Source organism: Bombiscardovia coagulans (assembly GCF_002259585.1).
In the GTDB taxonomy this organism is placed as follows: domain Bacteria; phylum Actinomycetota; class Actinomycetes; order Actinomycetales; family Bifidobacteriaceae; genus Bombiscardovia; species Bombiscardovia coagulans.
In genome coordinates this window covers 1-25,163 of sequence record NZ_MWWS01000008.1, presented here as the reverse complement: position 1 = coordinate 25,163, position 25,163 = coordinate 1, and the positions used below count along the sequence as shown (strand labels likewise).

25 protein-coding genes are annotated in these 25,163 nt (G+C 47.5%); 20 read left to right on the top strand and 5 right to left on the bottom strand.

Annotation, left to right across the window (positions count from 1 at the left end; translation table 11 throughout):
* Nucleotides 1-413 precede the first annotated feature (413 nt).
* From BOCO_RS06415 to BOCO_RS06395, 5 genes are all read left to right on the top strand, one after another.
* Nucleotides 414-1,340: an ABC transporter ATP-binding protein gene (locus BOCO_RS06415; protein ID WP_244568776.1), complete on the top strand. Its 927-nt coding sequence runs from the start codon at nt 414-416 to the stop codon at nt 1,338-1,340.
* Nucleotides 1,337-2,188, top strand: a complete 852-nt coding sequence (locus BOCO_RS06410) for an ABC transporter permease (protein WP_094723390.1) — start codon at nt 1,337-1,339, stop codon at nt 2,186-2,188. Before BOCO_RS06415 ends, BOCO_RS06410 begins: the two co-directional genes overlap by 4 nt.
* Entirely contained in the window at nt 2,185-2,985 is an 801-nt protein-coding gene (locus tag BOCO_RS06405) for an ABC transporter permease (protein ID WP_094723388.1), read from the top strand. The genes BOCO_RS06410 and BOCO_RS06405 overlap by 4 nt, the downstream gene beginning before the upstream one ends.
* Nucleotides 2,986-3,145: 160 nt before the next feature.
* The gene (locus BOCO_RS06400) at nt 3,146-4,423 is read left to right on the top strand and encodes a sensor histidine kinase (protein WP_094723386.1); all 1,278 of its coding nucleotides are present in this window, start codon (nt 3,146-3,148) and stop codon (nt 4,421-4,423) included.
* Nucleotides 4,401-5,081, top strand: coding sequence for a response regulator transcription factor (locus BOCO_RS06395; RefSeq protein WP_094723384.1), 681 nt, complete (start codon nt 4,401-4,403; stop codon nt 5,079-5,081). The genes BOCO_RS06400 and BOCO_RS06395 overlap by 23 nt, the downstream gene beginning before the upstream one ends.
* 203 nt (nt 5,082-5,284) lie before the next feature.
* On the opposite strand, the gene BOCO_RS06390 is transcribed toward BOCO_RS06395, so the two are convergent.
* Nucleotides 5,285-6,583 (bottom strand): sensor histidine kinase, encoded by a 1,299-nt coding sequence (locus tag BOCO_RS06390; protein WP_094723382.1) that lies wholly within the window; start codon nt 6,581-6,583, stop codon nt 5,285-5,287.
* The gene (locus tag BOCO_RS06385) at nt 6,580-7,236 is read right to left on the bottom strand and encodes a response regulator transcription factor (protein ID WP_094723379.1); all 657 of its coding nucleotides are present in this window, start codon (nt 7,234-7,236) and stop codon (nt 6,580-6,582) included. The genes BOCO_RS06390 and BOCO_RS06385 overlap by 4 nt, the downstream gene beginning before the upstream one ends.
* Before the next feature lie 207 nt (nt 7,237-7,443).
* Between BOCO_RS06385 and BOCO_RS06380 the strand changes: the two genes are divergently transcribed.
* The 6 genes from BOCO_RS06380 to BOCO_RS06355 all read left to right on the top strand — a co-directional run bounded on the left by BOCO_RS06380 (nt 7,444) and on the right by BOCO_RS06355 (nt 13,116).
* Nucleotides 7,444-7,860 (top strand): hypothetical protein, encoded by a 417-nt coding sequence (locus BOCO_RS06380; protein WP_094723377.1) that lies wholly within the window; start codon nt 7,444-7,446, stop codon nt 7,858-7,860.
* A gap of 28 nt (nt 7,861-7,888) precedes the next feature.
* The gene (locus BOCO_RS06375) at nt 7,889-8,572 is read left to right on the top strand and encodes a hypothetical protein (protein ID WP_094723375.1); all 684 of its coding nucleotides are present in this window, start codon (nt 7,889-7,891) and stop codon (nt 8,570-8,572) included.
* Between the two features lie 29 nt (nt 8,573-8,601).
* Complete coding sequence (locus BOCO_RS06370; RefSeq protein WP_094723373.1) at nt 8,602-9,639, top strand: peptidoglycan-binding domain-containing protein; 1,038 nt, start codon at nt 8,602-8,604, stop codon at nt 9,637-9,639.
* A 23-nt stretch (nt 9,640-9,662) separates the two neighbouring features.
* Complete coding sequence (locus tag BOCO_RS06365) at nt 9,663-10,394, top strand: ATP-binding cassette domain-containing protein (RefSeq protein WP_094723371.1); 732 nt, start codon at nt 9,663-9,665, stop codon at nt 10,392-10,394.
* 28 nt (nt 10,395-10,422) lie between these two features.
* Nucleotides 10,423-11,562, top strand: a complete 1,140-nt coding sequence (locus BOCO_RS06360; protein ID WP_094723369.1) for a hypothetical protein — start codon at nt 10,423-10,425, stop codon at nt 11,560-11,562.
* A gap of 444 nt (nt 11,563-12,006) precedes the next feature.
* Nucleotides 12,007-13,116, top strand: coding sequence for a tRNA-dihydrouridine synthase (locus tag BOCO_RS06355; RefSeq protein WP_094723452.1), 1,110 nt, complete (start codon nt 12,007-12,009; stop codon nt 13,114-13,116).
* Nucleotides 13,117-13,175: 59 nt separating this feature from the next.
* Here the strand turns inward: BOCO_RS06355 and BOCO_RS06350 are convergent, their stop codons facing one another.
* From BOCO_RS06350 to BOCO_RS07490, 3 genes are all read right to left on the bottom strand, one after another.
* Complete coding sequence (locus BOCO_RS06350; protein WP_094723367.1) at nt 13,176-14,588, bottom strand: MFS transporter; 1,413 nt, start codon at nt 14,586-14,588, stop codon at nt 13,176-13,178.
* 118 nt (nt 14,589-14,706) lie between these two features.
* Entirely contained in the window at nt 14,707-15,666 is a 960-nt protein-coding gene (locus BOCO_RS06345; RefSeq protein ID WP_169711899.1) for a nucleoside hydrolase, read from the bottom strand.
* A 71-nt stretch (nt 15,667-15,737) separates the two neighbouring features.
* Nucleotides 15,738-15,911, bottom strand: coding sequence for a hypothetical protein (locus tag BOCO_RS07490; protein WP_158520433.1), 174 nt, complete (start codon nt 15,909-15,911; stop codon nt 15,738-15,740).
* A 207-nt stretch (nt 15,912-16,118) separates the two neighbouring features.
* Between BOCO_RS07490 and BOCO_RS06340 the strand changes: the two genes are divergently transcribed.
* The 9 genes from BOCO_RS06340 to BOCO_RS06300 all read left to right on the top strand — a co-directional run.
* The gene (locus BOCO_RS06340; protein WP_244568775.1) at nt 16,119-16,565 is read left to right on the top strand and encodes a PTS sugar transporter subunit IIA; all 447 of its coding nucleotides are present in this window, start codon (nt 16,119-16,121) and stop codon (nt 16,563-16,565) included.
* Between the two features lie 52 nt (nt 16,566-16,617).
* The gene (locus tag BOCO_RS06335) at nt 16,618-16,923 is read left to right on the top strand and encodes a PTS sugar transporter subunit IIB (protein WP_094723361.1); all 306 of its coding nucleotides are present in this window, start codon (nt 16,618-16,620) and stop codon (nt 16,921-16,923) included.
* A complete protein-coding gene (locus BOCO_RS06330; protein WP_094723359.1) occupies nt 16,920-18,323 on the top strand; it encodes a PTS ascorbate transporter subunit IIC in 1,404 nt (467 codons plus the stop codon). Before BOCO_RS06335 ends, BOCO_RS06330 begins: the two co-directional genes overlap by 4 nt.
* Nucleotides 18,324-18,477: 154 nt before the next feature.
* Nucleotides 18,478-19,227 carry a GntR family transcriptional regulator gene (locus BOCO_RS06325; RefSeq protein ID WP_094723357.1) on the top strand — a complete coding sequence of 250 codons (750 nt, stop codon included), beginning with the start codon at nt 18,478-18,480 and terminating at the stop codon, nt 19,225-19,227.
* Between the two features lie 118 nt (nt 19,228-19,345).
* Nucleotides 19,346-20,686 (top strand): amidohydrolase family protein, encoded by a 1,341-nt coding sequence (locus tag BOCO_RS06320; RefSeq protein WP_094723355.1) that lies wholly within the window; start codon nt 19,346-19,348, stop codon nt 20,684-20,686.
* A 51-nt stretch (nt 20,687-20,737) separates the two neighbouring features.
* Nucleotides 20,738-21,778 carry a glutamyl-Q tRNA(Asp) synthetase gene (locus tag BOCO_RS06315; RefSeq protein WP_094723353.1) on the top strand — a complete coding sequence of 347 codons (1,041 nt, stop codon included), beginning with the start codon at nt 20,738-20,740 and terminating at the stop codon, nt 21,776-21,778.
* A 33-nt stretch (nt 21,779-21,811) separates the two neighbouring features.
* Entirely contained in the window at nt 21,812-22,639 is an 828-nt protein-coding gene (locus BOCO_RS06310) for a YggS family pyridoxal phosphate-dependent enzyme (RefSeq protein WP_094723450.1), read from the top strand.
* A gap of 192 nt (nt 22,640-22,831) precedes the next feature.
* Nucleotides 22,832-23,626 (top strand): fumarylacetoacetate hydrolase family protein, encoded by a 795-nt coding sequence (locus BOCO_RS06305; protein ID WP_094723351.1) that lies wholly within the window; start codon nt 22,832-22,834, stop codon nt 23,624-23,626.
* A gap of 105 nt (nt 23,627-23,731) precedes the next feature.
* Nucleotides 23,732-25,163: leucine-rich repeat domain-containing protein (locus tag BOCO_RS06300; protein ID WP_148140075.1), on the top strand; the 1,432-nt coding region annotated here is incomplete at its 3' end.

Genomic DNA, 25,163 nt, shown 5'->3' with positions numbered 1-25,163 from the left:
GCATTGGTAAAAGCACGACAACTGTACGATAGTTTGGCAAAATCTGTGTTTGCTGGTAACAGATCGTTGGGTTGAAGGCGAAGAGACATGTAATGTTATTGAGACCAAGATGTAAGGATGAAGCGTTCCTGCTAGATGCGACCTTGCAAGTTGTTGGCTCTTATATCTGTAATAACGGCCTCTAGTAACCCAGCTTTATGTAATCGACATTAGTTGATGTTGAACACTCTTAGGAAACGTTTGTTCAATCAGCTTTAATGTTCTCTGAGATGTAATGTAATCAACCGTATGTCCTCTCAAGGGTACAAATTCGTTTTTCTCATTGCGTAGTTTCGTGCGGGGAGCTTCCATAGAACTAAAGGTTGTGTGGAAAGGTGGCAATGATGAGCGGTTACCGAGGATCTCTATCACAAATGGCTGTATGTACAGAGAATTTAGTGAAATCCTATGGAAATTACAAGGTAGTGAACGGTCTGAATCTACAGGTACCCTTTGGTGGTGTCTATGGTTTGCTGGGGCCTAATGGTGCTGGGAAGTCCACGACAATGAAGTTGCTGCTTGGGTTAACTACACCGAGTTCGGGCAGGATGTGGATGCTAGGACAACAGGTAGGATCCAAGAGTCGCATCCAGCCGGGGCGGGTGGGTTCCATGATTGAAGGACCCAGCTTCTACCCGGGCCTGTCTGGACTTGATAACTGTAGGATGGTCTCCGATTATTTAGGGCTTCCACGCTCGTCAGCGCTTGCAGTCCTGGATAAAGTGGGACTGCATGGGCATGAAGACAAAAAAGCGAGAGACTATTCACTGGGCATGAAACAGCGTCTGGGTATCGCTATGGCTTTGATTTCTCAGCCTGAACTCCTACTGCTGGACGAACCGACTAACGGTTTGGATGCCGAAGCTGTAGTTGAGGTGCGGCAAATGATCATGGAGCTGGCAAGAAGCGAAGGTGTCACTATTATTATCAGCAGTCACATCCTTTCTGAAATTGAGAAGATGGCTCCGGTAGTCGGCATCATTTCCGGTGGACACCTGCTCTACCAAGGGTCGCTCGACAATTTGCGCGAGGAGGGACATATCGATCTGAGAGTATCCGACCCTCGTTTGGCAGTCAACATCCTGGAAAATAACGGTATTGATTACGGATATATTCGTCAAAGCGGTGTCCTGCGCATTCCTGAGTTTTCTGATAATCAGATAGGGAAGCTAGTGGAAGGGCTAGTTTCTCAAGGTTTGCAAATCTATCGAGTGGCTTCCGAGCGCAAAAGCCTAGAACAGGCATTCCTGGAATTAGTAGAGAATCCCCAGATACGCGTGCAGCAGGGAGGGGTGCAATGAATACGTCAACAATGACCTCGATGAGACCTGTACAACCACACCCTTATGGTGTTCCAGTAGTGTCCCATGCGGACGGCCCTGGGGTGCTGCTGGCCTTGGAGGTGCGCAAGTTGAAGGGGTCATCCTTCTGGTGGATGGCGTTTGGCATGATGTTCTTGGTCTCAGCTTGGGCGGCGTTTGCTTTTATAAAGAGGGACGGTTCTAGTAGCCTGGCCATGCGCACTATTACCCTGGCTCAAGGCGAAGTCTACCAGACCTTCGGTTTACTTGCCCCAATTCTGGCTGCCTTGCTTACCAGTCGTATGGTCTTTATTGATTCCAGTGAACGCATGGATCTCAAGTGGCGGTCGCTGGGTCAAAATGAGACCGGCCAGTTTCTTGTCAAGATGGCTGTAGCTGCTGTAACGCTCTCCATGAGTTTTATAATCCCTTTGGTGTGGATACCTCTGGTTGCTCGGGCTAAAGGCTTCGTTCTTAATGGTGACTTCACAGTGGTAATATCTGCTCCCGTTCTCACTGTCTTCTTTGCTTCAGTAGCCGTTACAGCTATACAGCTTATGCTCTCTCTGACTGTGAGTAAACAAGCAGTTGGCCTGGGTGTGGGTGTAATAGCTGGGCTAATTGGTACTGGTTTAGGTCCCATGAACGTGACTCGGTTGGGCTGGCTCTTTCCGGCAGGTATCAGTTCGGCAGCTAACCCATTCCTGACCACCTCAGGTCCTGACGGTTATGCCAAGATGACACTGGTCGCCAGCCCATGGATTCAAGTAGGGGCTAGTCTGTTTGCTTGCGTCGCCTGGACTGCTATCTCGCTAGTTATCATCAAGGTAAAGGAGTCACACCAATGAGCAAACAAGCTGTGGCATTTAAGACAGCAACAAGTAACATAGTTCGCAATCAACCTTCTATTTTGGCGGCTCTGAACTGGGAGATCCGTAAGGCTGGTAACCTCTGGTACTGGTTGGCCACGATTCTTTTTGATGCAATTGGCATGTTCAATGGTTGGGACCAGTATATAAGCTATCAGGAGGATTTTCATGCTCAAGGTGTTACCTGGAGTGCTGTGTGGGGACAGGCAGTCCTTCTGCCTAGCATGGTCTTCATGCCCCTTCTAGTTGCCGCCTTCGCTGCTCAGGTGGAAGCTAATGAGCATAAGGGGCGCAACTGGCAGCGTCTGAACGCTTCGGGTACTGCCGGCACCGCAATCGTTGGTAAGATGCTTCACGGACTGCTTGCTTCCTTTTTGACAATCACAATTTTCGAGATCGAATTCATTTTGGTAGGCCGATTGGTTGGCAATTTCTCCCTATCAGAATTAGTTCCCTACTTTCTGCGTGCTTTTCCCATGACTTTGGCTGTTTGGGCAATTATGACTCTTACTCAAGCTATCGCAGTTAGGACCGAATCTTTTGCATCTACTATGTCCATTCTGCTCCTGCTCACCTTGGCAGGCTGTGCCATATCTGTTGCTGCACCTTCCCTGGCTCTTCCTTACCCGCTTGCCTTGATTACAACCGCATCAGCAGTTAGGGATCTTGGTAACATCGCATCTGCTTCCTCCTTCGTGGCATCAACCGTGCTTGCAGCTGTCTGGGTACTTATTAGTGGTCTCATTTTTCGTAGGTTAGCTAAAAAGGCGGTCTGACGAAGTTATGCTAGGTACAGTCAGAAGAGAATATACAGCGTTGCGACCAACAAAAATATGTGTTTGACTTGCTGGATGATCGTCTTATAAGTGGTTTTGGGACCATTTTGATTGAGGGTGGCATGAAGTAGTGCTAAAAACTGAGCAATGGGGAGGTGTAATGAAGCCGAAAGGAAAGCTTCAGGCTTGGATTGCAGTATGGAACCGTCCAACTACCGCTTATGTAATGGTTTTTATCTGCGCTATGTATGAAACCATGTTGCTGACAAGATTGACTCTCGCGCCTCACAGTGCTAACAAGACTCTCTGGCAGATTCTGTCCACCACTGGATGGGGGATGCCCTCATTTGTTGCCATCATTATTCTGTCGGTAGCTGTGCTTAGCCAACGGCGGAGCCGACCAACAGCAAGTTTATTAATAGTTACTTTTTTCATGTTACTCACAGCAATAATCTACGGTTCAGCATATACGTACCTGTTCTTGCTGTGGATCGTCAACCTCTATGCCAGCACGGTGGAAATCAAAAAACCAACGACACTGCTTATCGCTCTTCTTGCTGTTGGGCTGTTTGGTGTAGCCAGTGCAGCCTCAGCAACCCTATGGCATAAAGACGGGAGCTTTACTGGTCTGCTATATCCAACCTCTCTGTGTTTTGTTCTCTGTGTCGGGTTTGGCTTTGTTTCCAGAACACAGAGGGAGCGACGCATGTCTGATCAGGCACTTCAGGATGAGCGTGAACGTAGCATGCATTTAGCTCAAGAACACGAACAAGCTGTTAATCAGTCCAGAATCGCAGCAGAGCTCCATGACAGCGTTGGTCACGACTTGACCGCAATCATCGCTCTGTCTGAAGGACTTGATCGAGCCACGGGAAGACCGGAAATCGATGAAGCTATCGCTATGATTAACGACCTTTCACGGCAAGGGCTGACCGACACCAGAATGGCAGTAAAAGCACTGCAATCGACAACAAACTCAGCTATTCAGCACTCAGTGTCGGAAGGACAGTATCATTATTGGGATGACATCAATCCGATACTTAGCCACGTAAGACGACTAGGTATTACTGTCGCTTTAACTGAAACAGGGCGTAGACCCCAAGATCCTATTCAAGCAGACCTGAGCTTTAGTGTCACTCGAGAAGGCATAACCAACGCCATCCGTCACGGACAAGCGGTAGACCGCATCGTAATCTCCTGGGACCATGACGATAAAGGTGCCATAACCATAGCTATCAGAAACAATGGTCTCAATTCTATGAAGAAGACACTTGACGACGGAACCGGACTTAAACGGCTTGGTGGAACGATAAGGAAACATGGAGGGACATTTGAAGCTGGTCCGACCTACAACGGTTGGATCCTACGAGTCACTATTCCTTCGCTCACTAAATTGACAGACAGTAAGGAGCAACATGATTCGCGTTATGATCGTTGATGACCAGCGTCCTGCCAGAATGGGTTTCGCTCTCATGGTTGCTAAAGACGCAGGCTTGCTAGTGATAGGGCAAGCAGAAAACGGGCAGGAAGCTCTCGATTTTCTTGACTCATCTAACAAGCATAAACAACCCCTTCCTGACGTAATACTGATGGATGTACGCATGCCAGTTATGGATGGTTTGGATGCTACAAGTGCTATCAAAGAAAACTACCCGTCGATCAAAGTTGTCATATTGACGACATATGACCAAGACGACTACGCTTTCGGTGCCCTTAGTGCAGGAGCTTCAGGATTCTTGCTTAAAGATGTAAAGACTGCGGACCTGTGTAAAGCAATTCGATCAGTGCATGCTGGCGATGCCATACTCACCCCACGTATTACAGGAGAAGTAATCAAAAGAGGGATTTCTGTGCAGGTCTCGACGTACGAAGAGATGGAACTTCGAAAGAAATTTGCGAAGCTCGGCAGACGGGAGTTTGAGGTCGCATCTCTTGTTTGTGAAGGTATGACTAATGCCGAAATCGGAGAAAAACTAAGTATTCAGAGTGATTCCGTTAAAAAGACAGTAAGTCGGATACTTAATAAACTGGGTGTTAAAGAAAGGGTGAACATAGCAGTTCTCTGGTATAAGGCCGGACTCAATGCGAGACGGTAATTATTTTGACGATCGAATAGGGAAAGCTCAAAATCAAACTTATTTACTTTTCCAATACAGTAATCGGTTCAGAAGAGCTTCTCTGGTTTTTCTTCGTTGTTCTGCCTTGTTCATTTGTCCCCGGCCTTCCTCTTTTGAAATAGTGTATTGTACGTGCTCCCACTACAATAACTAGTCCGAGGATGGGGCGATACATGAAAGTCTCACTGGAGATCGCCGTTCGGGAAAACCATAGTGGCTTGAAAAGCACCTTCTTCAGGATACCGCAGGGATAGTCTAAGACCGAGGATATTTGCGATCTCTCTCACGATGGAAAGACCGAGACCATATCCTGGTTTATTGGCTATCCGAGTTGAGTTTCCACGGTAAAAGCAACTAGTTAACTCTTCTGGGTCTACCATTCCAACGGGTTGCTCCTCAGCAGTAGAATTGGCGATAGTAAGAGATATCGACTTATTTTCACTGTCAGTATTAACGAATTCCGTGGAAATGGTGATGTTTCCTTCTGGGATGTTGTGGACGATGGCATTGCGAATGAGATTGTCTAAAGCGATTTCTGCATATTGCGGATCGGTAATAACCCTGGTCGGGAGCAGGCCGGATAAGTCAAGCGTTAACTTTTGATCTTGTATCTCCTGTTGATGGCTCAGTAACAGGCTTCGTGTTAACTTGTCCACGTCAATCGGCTGGCTTTTACTAATGGTAGTGCCCTGGATTCGTGAAAGTTCCAGTAGAACGGTGATTAGGTTTGCGGATTTGTGGTTGGATTCGATAGCTCTTTTGACCATGGGCTCAGCATCTGGACTGATTCGCTTTTGGTTAATCAAGGACTCTAGGCTGGTGCCTATAGTTGTGATAGGGGTTCTGAGCTCATGTGAGGCGTTACGGACGAATGCTTTTTGGGCTTGATTGGATTTTTCCATACGATTGAGCATGGCATTGAGGGTATTGGCCATGGAAGCTATTTCGTCATGGGGATTGTCAATGAAGATGCGCCCACCTGGATGATCTAGGTCTAGGTTGGCGGCTTGCTGGCTGATGGAATCCAGCTGTTCAACCAACGTTCCAGTCAATTTCCATATGAGAGTTAATGCCAGTAGCCCAAAGAGAGCAAAGACGGCTAGTGAGCTATACCACATCCATGTCGTAACTGAGTCTTTGACCACTTGAACTTCACCGCTGAGCGTTGTTCCCTTATTGTCTTCATGTTCCTGATGTGGGGAAGCGTCGTCAATTCCAGGTTCAGCTGCCTGTGGGCACCCATGCCCTTGGCATGCTTCGTTCTTGTTTTTAATATCATCTTGGTTCCCTGAATCATTGGGAGTATCTGGTAGTGATTCGGTTCCAACACTGTGACCGACTGTTATCTGACGGCTAAATGCACGATCTAGCGAAATATTTTGCACAACTATGGCCAAGGCAAGCATTGTCAGAAAGAGAAGGCCAACCTCTAGGGCGAGTTTGGTGCGAAAGCCATGAGGTCTTATATGGTGAATTTTCATGGGATTCGATACCCCCCACCCCTGCTTGAAACCAGTATCTGGGCGTCAGGCAGTTTCTTGCGTAAGGCATAGACTGCGGTTCTTACCACTTCAGTTTGTCCAGACATGTTGGAATCCCATAAACGTTCTAACAGCTCTTCAGTTCGTACGAAACCTCCATCTGCTCGTAGAAGTTCCTCTAGAATTTGATACTCTTTGGGAGCTACGTTGAGTGGTTTTCCATCACAGTAAGCCAAGCGACGGGCAGTATCTAAACTCAATCGTCCACGGGTTAATAGAGTTCTGGAGTCTATTGCCTCTCGTCGTTGCAAAGCCCTTATCCTAGCGAGAAGTTCTGGGTACGCGAAGGGTTTGGGTAGATAATCGTCAGCTCCCAGGTCCAAGCCGCTGACCCTGTCCTCTACCTGCCCGGCAGCTGTCAGCATTAGCACTCTAATAGATAACCCCAGTTGTTCAATAGAACGCATCACCTCATCACCACTGAGCACTGGCAAATCTCGATCTAAGAGCACTAGATCAAATGTCTCATCAGCTAAACGATTCAAGGCTTGAAGTCCATTGGTTGCCAGGGACACTCGGTATCCTTCATGCTTCAAAGCATCCTCTAAGACTGCTGATAGGTCATCATCGTCTTCGACAATTAGAATTCTCATTGCCAATCCTTTTTGTTATGCAGTTGACCTTTGTTATCGAATAAATATCTCATCCCATTGTGCCTCATAAAGGTGAGCGTTAGGTGAGGGAGATGTTCACTTAACGCTCACTCAGTACCGGTTTTACTAGTAACTGGTGCTGTGTGTTATCTGGTTCGCGGAACTCGCTGGCGCTGAGTTTTCCACAAAAGCAAAAAAGGGGCGAATATGAAAATACAATCGTCTAGGGGCGTGACTGGAGTCTTGCTGAGTTTGACAGTGGTTGTTGTCATCACAATGGCACTGTCAGCATGCGGAACGTCTGGAAATAAGACACAGGATATGAACGCAAAAGCTGATTCTGATCATTCAGCGTATGTGCCAGACACCAAGGATAGTGGACAGGAGAGTGTGCCCGAGAACAAGAACCCATCTAATCGTAAAGATGTGGAACGCTACCGGGATTGCCTGAAATCAAAAGGCATACCTGCGAGCATCGGACCAGACGGTCAGATTGTTTATGAGTTCACCGAAGAACAAGGAAGTGTGGGAATCTCATCAGACAATACTGATTACAACGAGGCTCAAGCATCTTGCAAAGTTGAAGTTCCCGGTTATCGCGATCCTGACTACAACACGAAATAAGCCTAATCCTGCACTTGAGGTGATTATTATGGAACAAAAATTAGTGAACATATCCATGGTAAAAGTTGTCTTAACGGCCTTTGTCTGCATTCTGCTCATGGTATCCGCAACTGGATGCTCTGCTCCCTGGCAGCGTAAGGAAGAAGTCGCTGTAGATAGTCAGGCCAAAATGGCCTCAAGTCTCAAAGCTCTCTTTGATGAGGAACTTGCTTCGGACAAGCTCAGCGCTTTCGAGCGAGAAGTACTTGAACGTGCCAAGGTTAATGGCACTATTAGCGCCGAGGACTATGAGACCGCTCATAACCGTCAAAACGAATGTATGGGGCAGGCTGGATGGAAACAAACATGGACAAAACTTCCAAACGGACTGTATCAGTCGCGGGATATCTCGCCCCTGCCTGAACCAGGTAAGGATACTGATCGTTTTATGAAAGACATGAGCGATTGTTCCCAAGGAGTTAGCAAGGTCATAGAAAGCCTTTACAGTATTCAGCAAAGTAACCCGGACCTGCTGTCTGATCCCCATGAAGCTGCCGCATCCTGTATACGCAAGGCAGGTATGAGTGACGCCACTTTGACTGGGAAAAAGCTCAAAGATGCCTTAGATAATAGTGATTCAAAAGACATTGAGCCCAAACTTCACTTCAATCCAAAAGATCCAACCATCCAAGCTTGTCTTTTTGGATCCGGCATAGCTTATCAAGCTGAATGAAATAGTATCTATGAAAAGGAGGACACATCATGGCAACCAGAATTCTTACACCTCTGGTATTAACAGCATGTACTGCCTTAGCTGTCGGTGTATGTGCAACCGCCTTCCTGATGCCGACTCCCACACCTCAAGGTTTGGAAGAGTCCCATTCGCCTAGCCGAACGCCTACCAGTATTCAGAAATTCTATGACGAACGCACGTTGGAAGTTACACCGGTGACAAGCCCGGCAGAGAATTTGACTGCTCGCACTGGCGGAACAGTTACCGAAACTCTCTGCAAACCAGGAGCGGCAATAACTTCGGGCACTAAGGTCCTGTCCGTGGACAGTCGTCCGCTAATTGCGTTACATACCGATACCCCCATCTATCGAGAATTGAAAGGCGGAGAGAGAGGGCCAGACGTATTGGCACTCCAGCAGGAACTGCGACGTCTGGGATATCCAGCAGAAGGCAACGGTATTTATGGCCCTATCACTATTCGTGGGGTAAAAGCACTTATGCGGGCTTCAGCAGCAGTGGATTCCGATGGCAGCATTAAACCTGGTGACACTATATGGATGCCGACCACTACTGTCACTCCGACCCAATGCTTAGTTGGATTGAATACGACATTAAATGAGGGTGATGAGGTTATGAAAACCGGTGGACGTCTGACTGGACTGACCTATCAAGTCCTTGCTGATCTACGTGAAGGTGACAGGGTCTTCAGTGTTTTCGATCAGAAGATAGTCTTGCCTGTGCTAGATGGACATATCAACGACTTGGTTTTTCTCAAAGCTATTGAGGAAAGTGAGGCATACCGGATATGGAAGGCTGATCCTGCGAAGAAACCCAAAGCAACTCTGGCTTTGGCTCAACCCATAGAAGCTATCAAGGTTCCTCCAGCAGCCATATTTTCCCAAAAGGGAAATAAAGCTTGTGTATCCACTGATGGTGCAAAAGCCACTCCCGTCGTGATTGTTGGATCCTCACTAGGGTCCACCCTAATCCAAGCTCAGCGAGTTCGTACCAAGATTGATCAGGTTTACTTAGGGCAGGCTCTCGGCGGAATTTCTTGCCCTGCATAAAGACACAGAAGAAAGAAAGGGTTATGAATAAGATTGATGTAAACCCTGTAATTGTAAAGGAAAGCCTGGGAGATAAGTTATCAAAGGAAAAACACGTATGGGACGAGTATTTGGAGGCCAAAAGAGACAAACCAGAACGACAAGTGTTGGCAGTAGGTTTGGGGCATCGTTTTCATGAAGGACCTTGGCTCTTTCACGATTTGAGCTTCCGACTGGAGCCCGGTGAAATCGTTGGTATTTGTGGTCCTTCAGGCTCGGGAAAATCAACTTTACTATCTCTGATAGCTGGTTTTGAGGATCCTACTTCTGGTTCAGTCCAACGATTTGGCATCAACCGGATATGTTGGGTTTTTCAGAATCCTCACGGTATGCCTCGACGAACCGCTATTGATCATGTAACTCAACCACTGCTGGGTCAAGGTATGAATCGGGTGCAAGCCGAAAGTCAGGCATTGGCTATTATGGAAGACTTTCATTTGATTGATGTCTGTGCGCGGGACTTCAAAGAACTTTCTGGAGGAGAAGCACAGCGTCTCATGCTAGCACGAGCGGTGGCAAGCCGGCCAGACTTGTTGCTTGTGGACGAACCTACTGCACAACTGGACCAGTTGACTGCTGCTGACGTGGATCGCACGCTCGCTGGCATAGCTCAGGCCGATTGTATCGTAGCTGTTGCTACACACGATCCCAACACTAGATCTGCCTGCACGCGCGTCATTGATCTCGCTCGGCATCGCAATACGGAAAAGCAATAGCCCTATTTGAGAACAGGAAACCGGCAACATGAAAGTTGATAGTATTCTCTCTGAAGCCTGGCGAGACATCTCCAGTGGAACTAACCGCACTATACTCTGGTTGCTAACGTTCTTGTTTGTTGCAATAGGTACGCTTGGTTTAGACCTGAGCACAATCTTCGCCTTGCAGAGCCAAGCCAAAACCTGGGTCACCTCAGGTGCTGCCATCAATCTTGTTCAATCTGAAGGGAAAATCAATCCAACAAGCTGCATGTCGCTGAGTCGCACAACAATAAGTGGTGCCCACAAACAAACTAGTACATCGCAGTCAAAGATCCCAGTGGGTAAGGGACCAATCAGCGCTTCAGGGGCTCTTCAAACGGGACCGTCTATTATATTGACCGCGATGCCATCATCACCTCTGGATAGTTTCAATGTAACCCCTAGCCTAGCGTCTGTCCTACAGTTGACTGCTTCGGTTGAGTCAAAGACTGGTGTATGGATTTCTAGTCAGCTAGCTCAAACGCTACATGTGAGACCGGGCGACACTCTTGAAACTGACCATGGCCCCATGTCTATAGCAGCGGTTTTCTCTTGGCAGCAAGATGGTCGCGATCAGCGCATCGCATACGCTATCCTGAATCCATCGGCCAGTCAGGAACCTTTTGATGAATGTTGGGCTACTATCGTTCCCAGCAATGCCAAAGCTTCTGAACTCTTGACTGCCACCGCAATCAGCACTCCGGGAACATTGAACCCGCTACAAATCAAGCAAATCAATAACTCCTTGGGCAGAACGTTTAATGGGTGGGAGCAATACCAGAAACGAGCTAGCAAATATATAACCATTGTTCTGCCATTTGCTGCCTTACTGATCGGGTTCATATCGGTGAGAATTCGGCGCATTGAAATCGCAGACGATCTCCACTGTGGTATCAGCAGAAGTAACTTATGGGCGATTAATGCTCTTGAAGCATTATCTTGGAGTTTACCGGCTGTATTGTTCAGCTCAGCTGCGTTGTTCCTGATGGTAAGAACAGTAAGAAACCAGAGTGATGCTATGCAGCTATGTTCTGTCGAGCTGCCAGCCCTGCTGGCTGCTCTTGTGCTTTCTCAAGTTGGTATAGTTATGGCTTTAGTTTCCATTAAAGCTGACCACCTGTTTAGATACTTTAAAGAGCGTAGGTGATGAGCTTGTGACTAACTGCAAAATAATGAGCTGTTAGGACGTTCTCTCTTATCTGGAATCAATGGACTACATTTTGAATATGGCTTTTCTCAAGAAAAATAGTTGAGGTTTTTCATCAGTATTGATATGGGTTTTGCTGGTACAAACGAGAAGTTTTTGCAAGGTCTAAAGGTTGTAGAGTATTCGTTTTGAGGCTGTATAGTCTGGTTTGTATAAAATGCAGGGACACTGTCATGCTGCTTTCCGAAATCCCAGGTGAGAATGAAATACAGACATAAGTGCTGTGGTCCGACTCGTGAGGTGGGGTGTATTGATAATGATTGAGGTAATTGTGAGGCATTAGTTTGGGTATCATAGGTGGATGATGAAAGGGGCATAATGGTTAACCCAAACGAGACAACTGGTGCTCACTACGATTCACTGTTTGCAGGAGATGCTAAGCCAATTGCTGATGGTGAACCCTTTTATAATGTGCATCTTTCTTACGAGGACAACTATGCTCGTGGACCCTTCGGTCGTTTCGGTCAAGCGTTGAAAACCCGTGTGGCAGTGGAAACCAATGCTCCTGCTCCCGGCCAAAGATTTTTGGGCTTCCCTGTTAATCTCCCTTTTGGCATTCCTGCCGGTCCCTTGCTCAATGCTCGGTATGTAAATGCTGCTTTTCGTATGGGGTTCGACTTGGCAGTGTACAAGACTGTCCGATCTCGCTCGTGGCCCTGCAATCCCTTTCCTAATGTCTTATCTGTCCACACCAAGTCGTCAGATGGCTCTATTAGGCCTGGCAGTCCTGAATTGGAGGATGGTCTCCTGGCAGACGAACAATACGACTACCCGATTTCTATCTCTAATTCTTTTGGCGTACCTTCCCGAGACCCAGATACTTGGCAGCCGGATATGGAAGAAGCGATAGCATCGGCAGGTCCCGGACAGCTGCTCATTCCAAGTTTTCAGGGCTCACGAAGTGAGGGTATGAGTCAGGATGCATACATTCAAGACCATGTGAGCACAGCCAAGCTCGTATGTGAGACTGGTGCCCAGCTCATGGAAATGAACACTAGTTGTCCGAACGAAGGTCACGGACGTCTTCTTTGCCATAACCCGAAGTTGGTTGGGTGCATTACAGAGCAAGTGAAAAGTGAGATTGGTGATCGGCCGTTGATCATTAAACTGGCGTATATTTCTTCGGACCGTGATTTGGAGACTATGGTAGAGGAAACGGCAGCTTTAGGTCGAGTTCAGGGATTTTCCACTATTAACACTATTTCAGCACGCCTCATTGATGCCAAGGGGCAGCAGGCTCTGCCAGGCAAAGGAAGAGAGCGTAGCGGTGTGTGTGGCGATTGCATCAGAGATACCGGTCTAGATATGGTTGCCCGTCTCAATGCTATCCGGCAGCGCATGGGTCTTGATTTTCGGATTATTGGTGTTGGAGGCGTGATGCACCCGGATCATTATCGCGCCTACCGGCAGTTGGGAGCGGATGCAGTGATGAGTGCCACCGGTGCCATGTGGAATCCCTTGCTGGCCCAGCAGATCGCTTGTACTAGGAGATAGTTGCCAGCATAAGAAAGGGTGCACCTCTCAACAGTGGTGCACCCGCTTGTCAAAACATACTATTTTTCTGCGTAAATCTTCTTGTGGAAGACGAGGAATACCACCAATCCCAAGAGTGCAACACCGGCGGCGATGAGCAGGAGGTTGCTATAAACTGCCTGCCTGCCAACCGCACCTGTCAGGCTGCCTCCAGCTAGTGAATCGCTGGACATGAGTCCACCAAAAATGGAGATACCAATTGAGGCAGTCACACTCATAACGAGGTCGTTCATACCGACGCCACGGCCAGATTGTTCGTTGGGGAGGGTGCCTAGAACTGTCGAGACTACCGGAGAGTACATAAGTCCTGCTCCAGCATAGAAAACGCAAGCCATGAGCGTGAGTGGAATGATGCCGGAGGAGATGATGAATGCACATCCTGCAAATCCAGCAATCATGAGACAGGCAGCGATAATCATAGTCGTCTGACGACCAATCTTATCGACGATGGCTCCCGAACTTGTGCCGAAGACTGCTGCCACGAGGAAAGCCCAGACGATGTGCATAGAAACAGTTGCTGAACTGGTGATGCCAAACACATCGCGGCAGATGGCGTTGAAGATGGGTGACATGCAGTAATTCGTGAAGTAGAAGATCAAAATCAAACTAATAGCCATAATCCAACGAGTATTTTTGAAAAACGCAGGAGTGACAAAGGGGTTCTTTGCTTTGGAAATATAAACGCCGAACATCGCATACATGGCGATAGCCACAATACACAGCCACCAATTTGAGTATGAGAAGAAGAGGGTTAGGAACATGGTTGCTGCACCGAAAATCGTGAATCCTACCCAATCGACTTTTTCTCCGTTGCCACTGTTATCTGGCAAGCAGCGCAGTAACACAGGTATAAAGAAGATGGTAACTGCTGGAATGAGGAAGAGGTACTGCCAAGAAATGGAACCTAGTAAGCCAGCTGCAAACACGCCGATAGCAGCTGAGACCTGGTAGCCAGCGGTGAAAATGCCGAAGAAAATAACTTTGAGTGAAGGCTTCAAGTATTTGGTGGTAATGACTAGGTATGCTGAACCAGCTACCTGTTCGCCGGCTGTTTGTAGGACTCGTGCGATGATAACTGTCCAGAGGTTTGCAGTGAAAAAGAAGTTAGCTACGAACCCGAAGATAGAACCGATGAAGAGGACGGTTAGGCCCATAACGACGAGCTTTTTCAAGGAGACAAAGTCGCCTAATGAACCGTAAATGAAGCAGACAATGCCGAGAACGATACTCGGTAGTGCAGTAATAAGAGAAGCTTGTTGGACGGCTCCCACATCCTTGCCGACCTGTTGGAAGACTAGGTTAAAACCTTGTATGCACAGGGTGCCCAGGATGAAGGTGATGAGTAAGAAGATGAGAGCCCGGATAGCCATCTTGTTTCTGGTCTCAGGGTCTTCAAAGGGATCAATTGCTGCTTGGGTCGTTGATTCGGTCATGATGTTCCTTAGTGGTTTGTTTACAAAATCACATGGCTTGGGATTTGCTGAGGGTTGATGGGGAGGAATGCAGTTCTGTGAACGTTCGGATGCGGTAATTCTTGAGAACTTTCGTTGGTCAGACCTGTTGTGCTGCCAATCCTCCGATTCGGAACATGAACTCCTTAAGGAAGCGGTTAGCATCCACCTGCACCGCTACTTGCATGGTCTTGTTGGGATCGTTGAGTCTGGTGTTATCGCCGATGGTGCGACCACGTGTTGGACCTTCTACATCAACTTGCATGTTGATAGGTAGGGTCGTTACAAGGGTTGGGTCCACAGCTACACCTACGGCTAGAGGGTCATGCAGTCCGCATCCGCCTAAGTGTGGAGAGGTGGTTTCGTAAGCTTTGATATAGTAATCGGTCACATCTGCTAAGAAGTTGCCAGCCTTTGTGCCTAGATCGCGCCATTGTTTGGTCTCTTGGTAGGTCAGAAGGGTCTGCAAGGTTACATCTAGACCAATCATGGTTGCATCTGCTCCAGAGCGGAACAGCAGGTCAGCAGCGTCTGGGTCTTGGGAGATGTTAGCTTCAGACCAGGTAGAAACGTTGCCGCACACTGTCAATGCGCCGCCCATAAGAACAATGTTGCCCATGTGATCTTTGATTTCGGGGGCTTTCTTAAGGGCTGCAGCAATATTGGTCAGGGGGCCAGTTGGTACGTACAGGAGATCCTGTCCGAACGTTTTAGCTGCATCGATAATGAAATCGATCGCAGATTCGGTTTCAGGCATACGTTGAGAATCTGGGATATCCACATTCCCTATCCCGTTCTCGCCGTGGATGAAGGCTGAGATGGGTTTGACATTGAAAGAGTCGGTGGTACTTGCGTGGGGGAGTCCTTGGTAAACCTTGACTTCTGGGTGTCCTAATAAATCGGTGACGGCCAGACTGTTGCGAATGCCTTGTTCAAGAAGGACATTGCCGTACGTGCCGGTGATGCCGATAAGTTCAACCTCTGAACTGCCCAAAGCATAAGCAATAGCTAAGGTATCATCTATGCCAGTGTCGAGATCGAGAATCAGTTTTTTTGTCATTGTCCTCTTCCTATGTGCATGAGCGTCGCTGCTTACAAGGGGTATCGGTGAGTCTAACACGGTAACGCGGTTCATAGTAAAACGCGTTCTGCATAGTCAATCGAATAGTTCTCCCCTGTGACGTCAACTACCATGGCGCTTTCAATGTTTGGTTCAGAACAGTATGTAACTGTCAGAATCCTAGAAAGTGCGATGAGTTTGGCATAACCGACTGCACCTTCTAGTTCTAGTATGACAGATTGCATATCCGTATTCGAACTTTTGCCAGGGTGTTGTTAATGCTATTAATGTCACAGGTTCATTATTGAGGGCGTATTTGCAGTTTATAAGAAAGATTTAGTTTTTCGTTGCTCTGAGGCTCTGCTTTGAAAGTCTGCTGTAACACCATCTGAACTTGTTATGATGTTATAATGACTGTAAGAACAATTGTTCAACGTTCGCAAGGAGGCAATGTGCTTGAACAATATGTGGTAGCTGACGGTATCCGCTACCAGCACCAGGTTTCTGGCTGGCGGCAAGCCATAGATGAGGTAGCGCAACCATTGTTAGACGCGGGCAGTGTCAAACCTGAATATGTGCAGGCCATCAAAGATAATGTGGTTCAGCCAGGTGGCACGTACATGGATGTAGGTTCTGGGGTGGCTTTGGCTCATGCACGGCCAGAAGCAGGTGTAATACAGACTTCTCTTTCGGTACTGCATGTAGGCCAGCCTTTTCTCTTAGCGGATCAGGAGGACCACCCAATCACAACCATGTTCTGCTTGGCAGCGGAAGATGCTCAGAATCACTTGAGCCTCATGCAAGCGCTCGCGAGTTTCCTCAGTGATGAGAAAAACCAGCGACGTTTAGAACAAGTTTCTAGCAGTAAAGAATTACGAGCAGTTCTTAGTGGACTGTGATGAATGGTAATGCAGAGAAGCAGTTGCAAAAGTTAATAATAAGGGAGTTGTTATGAAGATTGTGACGGTGTGCAGCACAGGTTTAGGCTCAAGTTTTATGACGCAGCTCAATATTGAGAAGGCCTTGAAGCAGCTAGGTGTGTCTGGGGTTGAAACGGATCACATGGATTTAGGCTCGGCCACTCCTTCTGACGCTGATGTATTTTTCATGGGTCGAGATATTGCTGATTCTGGTAGCGAGCTGGGTGATGTGGTGGCTCTAAATAGCTTGATTGATATGAATGAGATTACCCAAAAAGTGAAGGAAGCCTTGGAGCGGCACGGTGTCCAGGTACCTGGAGAGGCAGAGAACTCATGAACGGTGCGCTCAAAATCTTACTAGACATTTTCCGACAGCCATCTGTTATTGTTGCTCTTATTTCTTTTATTGGTCTGGCCTTGCAGAGAAAACCTGCAACAGATATTTTAAAAGGTACTATTCGTACGTTTGTTGGATTCTTAGTTTTGGCTGCGGGTGCTGGCGTAGTCAGCAATGCCCTAACGCCGTTTGGTGATATGTTCCAACATGCCTTCCATGTTCAGGGCGTAGTGCCAAACAATGAGGCCATCGTTGGTACTGTTCTTGTTAAGTACGGTTCTATCGCCGCTCTTATCTTCTTCTTTGGCATGATGATCAATGTTCTGTTATCAGCTACTTCATACTTTAAGTACGTGTACTTGTCAGGTCACGTCGCTTTCTATATGGCAACCATGATTACTGTTATCTTCGTGGCTGCTGGCTTCCCGACCTGGCAGACGTTGCTCTTCGGCTCTATAGCTCAGGGTTTGGTTGTTACTCTTTCTCCGGCTATTGTGCAGCCGTTTATGAAGAAGGTAACCGGTACCGATGATGTGGCTCTGGGGCATACAGGTGGTTCCGGTATTGCATTGGGTGGTTTGGTAGCTACCGTAACTCGTAGCAAAAAGCATCCTTCCAAGTCCACTGAGGAAATTAACGTTCCTAAGAACTTTTCCTTCCTGCGTGATACAACGGTCATCATCGCTCTGTCTATGGCTGTAATATACGTGATCGTTGCCATCTTTGCAGGCGGGCCTTATATCGAGAGCAAGCTCAGCGACGGACAGAACTTCATCGTGTACTCAGTGATGCAGGCTGCCACTTTCTCTGCTGGCGTCTTTATTATCTTAGCTGGTGTGCGAGTGGTGCTTGGTGAAATTGTTCCAGCATTTAAGGGAATTAGTGAGCACTTGGTAAAGGATGCTAAGCCAGCTCTTGATGTCCCTGTTACCTTTACCTTTGCTCCCAACGCTGTATTAATTGGCTTCTTGTCTTCCTTTGTCGGTGGCATTGTTGGCATGATTATCCTTGCCTTTGCTGGTACTACAGTTATTATTCCTGGAGTTGTGGCTCACTTCATGACAGGAGGTGCCACAGGTGTTATTGGCAACGGTGCAGGAGGTCGCCGAGGAGCCATTCTTGGTTCATTCGTGAATGGTTTAGCAATTACCTTCCTGCCCTTGTTCCTGCTTCCAGTGCTGGGTGAAGTGGGCACGGGTTCGGCCACGTATTCGGATGCAGATTTCGGTGTGGCGGGTATCTTCCTAGGATACTTGAATAAGGCTGGAGGGCAGGTTGCTATCATTGCTGGCCTAGCTATAGCGGTCGTCTTGCTCTATGTTGCTTCTTACTTCCTTACTAAGCGTGCTCAAACAGCGGCTGTAGGGGCAGACCAGGCAGTTAGCCCGGTAGAAGGTTGAGTAACAATCAACTTGTAGTCCAGGGCTGAGTGCCTTGTGGGGATTGGCTGGGCTTAACACCACCTAGCCAATCCTCTTTTGTCAGCAGACCGTATTGGTTAGTGTATGGCAGGTACTGTAAGAGATGGAGCTATGAGGAAAAGGGGATCTCGATATGGTAGGTGGCATACCTAAGTACGTTACTGTGGAAAATCGTTTACGAAGTCGCTTGCGAGGCATGACTGTGGGGGAGCAGCTGCCCTCCGAAGCTGAGTTGTGTGAAGAGTACAAGGTGAGCCGTATCACCATCCGTAGGGCGATTGATGACATCATTCGTGATGGGCAAGTAGTGCGTTCACAAGGCAAGGGAACTTTCAAAGCTGAAACTACTGTTGCTGCGCAGGAAGTTATCAATAGTCAGATCAAGGGTTTTTACCGTCAGCAAGTGGACCAAGGACGTCAAGTTCGCACGCGGGTACTTACGAGCGAAGTGATTCATGATCCTGGCATAGCTCACATGTTGGGGATTGATCCGAATTTTGGGATTATTCGTTTAGAGCGGTTGCGGTATGTTGACGAACACTTGCAACAACACGTAGAGACTTTTGTAAGCCTTGAACGTTTTCCTGAAGTCTTACAACAAGACTTTTCTAACGGTTCGCTGTATGAATTTTTGCAGCAACAATACTCCGTGGTCCTTGAAAGAGATGAAGTGGTGGTGCGTGTTGAACCCCTGGAAGGTCAGGTGTCTCGGTATTTTGGTGTCGAGGCCGGTAGTCCTGTGCTTGCTATGGATTCTACGGTTTATGGTCCAGATAACCGCGTGATTTGCTACGGAGAGGCCCTTCATCCACCAAACTATAGTGAAATTAAATTTGTGATTAATAATCCCACGGTCCGCTGTGAGGAACCGGTTCGAAGATAATACTGCTTCCAACATTTGGTCAATGTTTGAATTTCTGTCGCGGTCGGCATTACGATGGTGGGAAAGAAGGTACTGTTGCGGCTCGTTGTAACTGTTGGGTCCGGAGAGAAAGTTGTGCATGATGGCAATAGGTAGAAAAGAACGAGAACCATTCGTAATCCAGCACGCCGATGTGGCAACAGGTGATGCGGACGGTAAGTTGTTACACGACATGACGATTGTAGTTGGTTCAGATGGGCGCATTGAGCAGGTCCTCCCTTCGAACCAGGCTTTTGTTCCAGCGGGATACCATTGTATTGATGCTACCGGTAAGGTAGTTGCACCCGGTTTGATTAACGCACATACCCATCTGTTTGCTGAAGGCAAGATGATGAAGGCTAAAACAGTCAGCCCTCGACAAGAGCAAGCTGCCGTAGCCTTGCTGCATAGCCCGATCGGTAAGGCGTATATGGCAGCAAAAGTTAAAGCAAACGCTAAGACTCTACTGAATTCTGGTGTCACCACCATTCGCTCTTTGGGTGATGTGGGTTACGAAATGGTAGCTTTGCGTGACAAGGTAGATGCGGACGAGGTTTTGGGACCTCGAATTTTGGCATCTGGGCCCATGCTGTGTATTCCCGGTGGGCATGGTGATCCCTACATTGCCTTGTCATCTACTACTCCTGAGGAAGCTCGGCTGAATGCTCGTATCAATTTGGAACACGGGGTAAATGTCATCAAAGTAGCTGCAACAGGTGGAGTGACAGATGCCAAAGAAGTGGGCGTAGCTGGTAGCCCTCAGATGGATGAAGCATCTATGGTCGCAGTCTGTGAAGAAGCTCATGAAGCGGGAGTTATTGTGGCTGCTCACGCGGAGAGTGCAGCAGGTGTGAAAGCTGCCCTTCGAGCAGGTGTTGACACGATCGAACATGGTAGTCCTATGGATGAGGAAATAGTGGATCTTTTCCTCCATAATCCACGATCGTTGCGAGGTTTTTCAGGCCTCAATTCAACGCTGTCACCGTGCTTGCCGCTGGTGAAAATTGACCAAGAGGTCTTGGGAATTAGCGATATTATGCGCTCCAACTCTGAACAAGTAACTGATGGAATGGTCCAGGGAGCGCGTGACGGCCACCAGTACGGCATTAGTGAAGGCGTTGGAACTGATACTGCGATGGGGTTGGTAACTCAATACAACACCTGGCGTGAGCTTGATTTACTGGTAAGATACGCTGATTTCACTCCGGCCGAAGCCTTCCATGCAGCTACGCAAGTAAACGCTAAAAACCTTGGAATAGATGATGCAACGGGTTCTATCGCTATTGGGAAGGATGCAGATCTATTGGTACTCGATGGTGACCCGGTTGCAGACCTTCGATTCCTAGAGCATCCTCAATTGGTCGTCGCACGTGGCTGGCCAGTTTGGCGTCCAAAGGTGAAGCATATGGAAGAAGTCGATAGCTTGGTTGAAACCTTCTAACCCAGTTCATCGTGTGTAGACCTACACGATTGGTGCTACAAGTTTGGCAGTATGAAGGCAGTTTTGAAACATAGCACAATAGGACGGATAGCCCCTTCGCCAACAGGAAGAATGCACATAGGGAACGCTTATGCTGCATTGGCAGCTTGGCTGGGGGCACGCTCGGTAGGCGGGCAAGTGCGGTTACGTATTGAAGATATTGATACGCCGCGCGTTGTAGCAGACGCAGACCGGTGGATTATGGATGATCTAGCATGGCTGGGTTTGGATTGGGACGGCCCTGTTGTCTATCAGTCGCAGCGGATCGATTTGTATATGCAAGCTTTCCACAGCCTCCAATCTCAATGCTTGGTTGAGGGCAATGCCAATACAGTAACTCCAACTACTGGTGATAATGCCACTGAGCAGGCGCTGGTATACCCGTGTTTCTGCTCTCGTGCTGACATTCGTGCAGCTTCGGCTCCCAATGAAGGCGATGGGTTCGTGATCTATCCTGGTACTTGTCGTTCTATCCCGACCCAGCTTGCGAAACATCGCATTGAAATGGGAGAACGGCACTCTTGGCGAATTGCTGTCCCGGTTGCGGGTGAACAAGATGCCATATGTCAGGTTGAAGATCGAGTGTATGGCTCACAGTCTTATGACCTATCGCAACAAGTGGGGGATGTGGTGCTCTTGCGCTCTGATGGTATAGTCTCCTATCAACTTGCGGTAACAGTGGACGATATTGATATGGGAATTTGCCAAGTGGTTCGTGGACGTGATCTGTTGCGCTCAACTGCTACTCAACAGTGGATACGGACGCGGTTGGGAGTGTCAGAACCAGTTGAATGGGCACATCTTCCTTTAGTCGATGGTGCCGATGGCAGACGACTTTCTAAGCGTTATGGGTCCTTGGATATAGGCAGCTTGCGGGAACGCAAGGTAAAGCCTGAGCAGGTTTTGGGTTTGTGTGCCTGGCTTTTGGGGTTGCAAGACCGACCTGAGGAAGCAAGCTTGCACCAATTGCGGGAATCGTTCTCATGGGCACAAATCCGTTCTCATCTCCAGGACAAAATCCTTGAAGACTCACTTGTAGATGCGCTCGACTAGTGGAAGTAAGTGAGCGGTCCTAAGCTGGTAGCTATGGTTGCGTACATGGAGCACAAGAACTTAGCAAACACGACTATCGGTGAACAGAGGGCCCGTGGCATAGCTGACGGAGTACACAGGGTGCAGGAGCGGATAGCTCTGGCGGAGGCTGCTGCGGGACGTCAAGAGGGTTCCGTACAACTGTTAGCTGCAACTAAGACCCGCGATGTTGGCGAGGTGATGGCAGCCATTAACGCTGGCATTCGCCTGATTGGTGAGAATCGGCCCCAAGAGGTCGCAGCGAAGGTTGAGGGCGGTTTACCAGACCTGTGTTCCCAACAAGGCTTAGTTTTGGGTGATTGGGCTTGTGATGAGGATGATATTCCTTCTCAGCAAACTGTAGGATTTCATGTGATCGGGCAATTGCAGTCTAACAAGATTAATAAGGTGATTCACTGCGTGGATACCATCGAGTCAGTAGATACTCTCGAACTTGCCCGAAAATTAGCCAAGCGTGCCCAGCTGCACGGTGTCTCGACTGGTGTCTTTCTAGAAGTGAACGAGTCAGGTGAGGAAGCGAAGTCAGGTTGTGCACCGGAAGAAGCAGAAGATCTAGCCTTTGAACTAGCACAACTGGAGGGTTTGCGGCTCAAAGGACTGATGACCGTGGGTGCTCATGTGGATGACGAACGAATTATCCGTACAGGTTTTGCTCACCTACGCGACCTGCGTGACCGTATCCTATCCTCCAGGCAACTCGGTACTGCAGAGTGTACTCAACTTTCTATGGGTATGACCCAAGATATGGAATATGCGATTGCTGAAGGTTCGACAGAAGTTCGTGTTGGTACAGCAATTTTTGGTGAGCGTGCTTTTATATGAGATTGGTTCTTGAATAGTTAGATTTGTGTGTCTTACTGTACTTCCTGTGGGCTGAGGAGGTAGGTTACAGGTTGTTGGCAGTCACACACCGCTGAACTTAGTTCATGTAAAGGATACGGTTCGTGCTGTAACACGGCCTGTGCTGTAACACGGTTTATCCCCCATCTTCCTAGTAGGAACTAGACTGAAACTATGAGAATAGCAAGATTTTCGATAAACAATACACCACGTTATGCCTTCGTGCAGAAGGACGCTAACGACGGCAAGGATTACCTTATCGAACTTGATGGTTATCCCTTGAATGGACAGCAGGTGCAACCTACAGGTCAACGGTATGCTCTCGATGCTGATGGTGTGCGACTACTGGCTCCGGTAATTCCTTCCAAAATATATGGGATGGCCTTCAACTATCGTGATCATGCTCCAAAGACTGCTCAGATGGGTTCGAGTCACATGCATGTTTTCTTGAAGCCTTCTACCTCAGTGATAGGTCCCGATGACCCTATTATCTGCCCTTCGTCTAGTAAGGAAGTAGAATTCGAGCCTGAACTCGTGGTTGTTATGGGAAGAGTAGCTAAGAATGTTTCTGAGGCTGATGCCATGGATTATGTTTTAGGGTTTACCTGTGGCAACGACCTTACTTTACGTGACTGCCAACGGGATGATCTTACATGGGCTCTGGCTAAGGGTTTTGATACTTCTTGTCCGTTAGGTCCATGGATAGAGACGGATTTTAGCTATGCTGATGCACGTATTTCTTGTACCCGTAATGGACAAGAGCTTGCTGATGCTGGCGGTATCACTGCCGATTTCATTCACAGTATTCCCGAACAAATCGCTTTTATTTCCAGTTTCGCAACCTTATTGCCTGGGGACGCGATTATGACAGGGGCACCACACAAATCAGCTCAACTGCACCCATTTGATGAGGCGGTTGTGCACATTGAAGGAATTGGTGATTTGCGTAACATATTGGTCAGCGAATAATAAAATTTACATCGGTATGGTCTTGCTATAAGCAAAAAAGTGTTATCCTGAAATATACATCGGGAGATGTGTAAAGAGAAAAAGTGTATTCCGTTAGGTGTGTAAATGAGCATGAAACGTTTCATTCAGTCAACGCGAGTCCGCATTGTGGCGGTCGTTGTTTCCGTGGCTATGGCAGTAGCGGGCTTAGTGGTTTGGGACCCAGTAGGACTTTACGCGCAAGCAGCAGGCGGATCTGGTCAGTGCGTGGTAGGAACAAGTAAACTAGAAGACTGCTTTGACCCTACTATTGAAGATGCTATTTCTTCGGAATTAAGTAATAGGAACCTTCCAAGTCGTCCTGATGATGTTTTCAATAGTGCGATGGCGCAAAGTATTACGAAGCTAGCAGCAGATACCGGTATTAGAACTCTTAACGGGCTTGAAACATTGACTAATCTTCAGGAATTGCATGTGACTGGTGGCAACTCGTTTACGGATCTCACTCCAATTCTTGGTCTTCCGAACCTCACTAAATTGGATGTTAGTGGGAATTCGCGGTTTGACACTACTACTTTTAATCAGCTGAGCGCTATGACAAATTTGACTTCTCTGAATGTGAGTACTACGGGTATACCCAACTTACATTTACTTGACAATATGTCACATTTAGTTGAATTGGATATCAGCTCTAATAAAACATTCACAGACTTCCAGCCCTTGGTTGACAGGCACCAAGGATTAGAGGTTTTAAACATTAGTAACAACAACATTGGTGTTACTGAGTTCAATGCCTGGCGTTCTGATAAAACTAAGCCTGCTTCTAATATCGCGTGGATAAAAGACTTAACAAACTTGAAAGAACTTAAAGGGAATAGCAATAGTATACAAGATTTATCTGGTCTTGAACAATTGCATAATCTTAAAAATGTTGAGTTTGATAAAAATTTGATAGTCGACATAACGCCTTTGTATGGCGTTATAGATAATTTGACGAGTTTCAGTATAGTGAATCAACGATCATACTATCCAGATTTCATTCTTACTCGCCCTGGTGAAAAGTATTCGTTGCATTCAGCAATAATCAACAGTGGAACTCATGAATATGCGGAGATCAGTGCTATTGTTCAACAGGCAGGTGGGGCAAAATCAAGTACCGATCCTCACATAGCTGAGTGGGCATCACCTAAAGTTGGAAGATACTCTTTAAGCTTTGAAGCTAAAAATATTAAGGGTAAAGGTAATTTTCAGGGCACTGTTAACCAAAATGTCCTTGCCAAGGTAGAATTCTTGGATGAGGCTGGTAATGAAATTACTACAACGGAACCAGGGGCAACGCCTTTCCCGACTCAGATTACTAACGGTGGAACACCGTCAACTGTCACATTTCCTAAAGTGAGCAAGCCAGGTTATACACCATGCTGGAAAATTGACACTTCTAAGGCAGATTGTATTCCAGAAAGTACAGTATTTGATTCGATTACTCAGGTGCATTTAGGATGGGTTCCTAACAAGTACACAGTTTTTTATGACACACAGTTACCAGGTGTTACCCCTC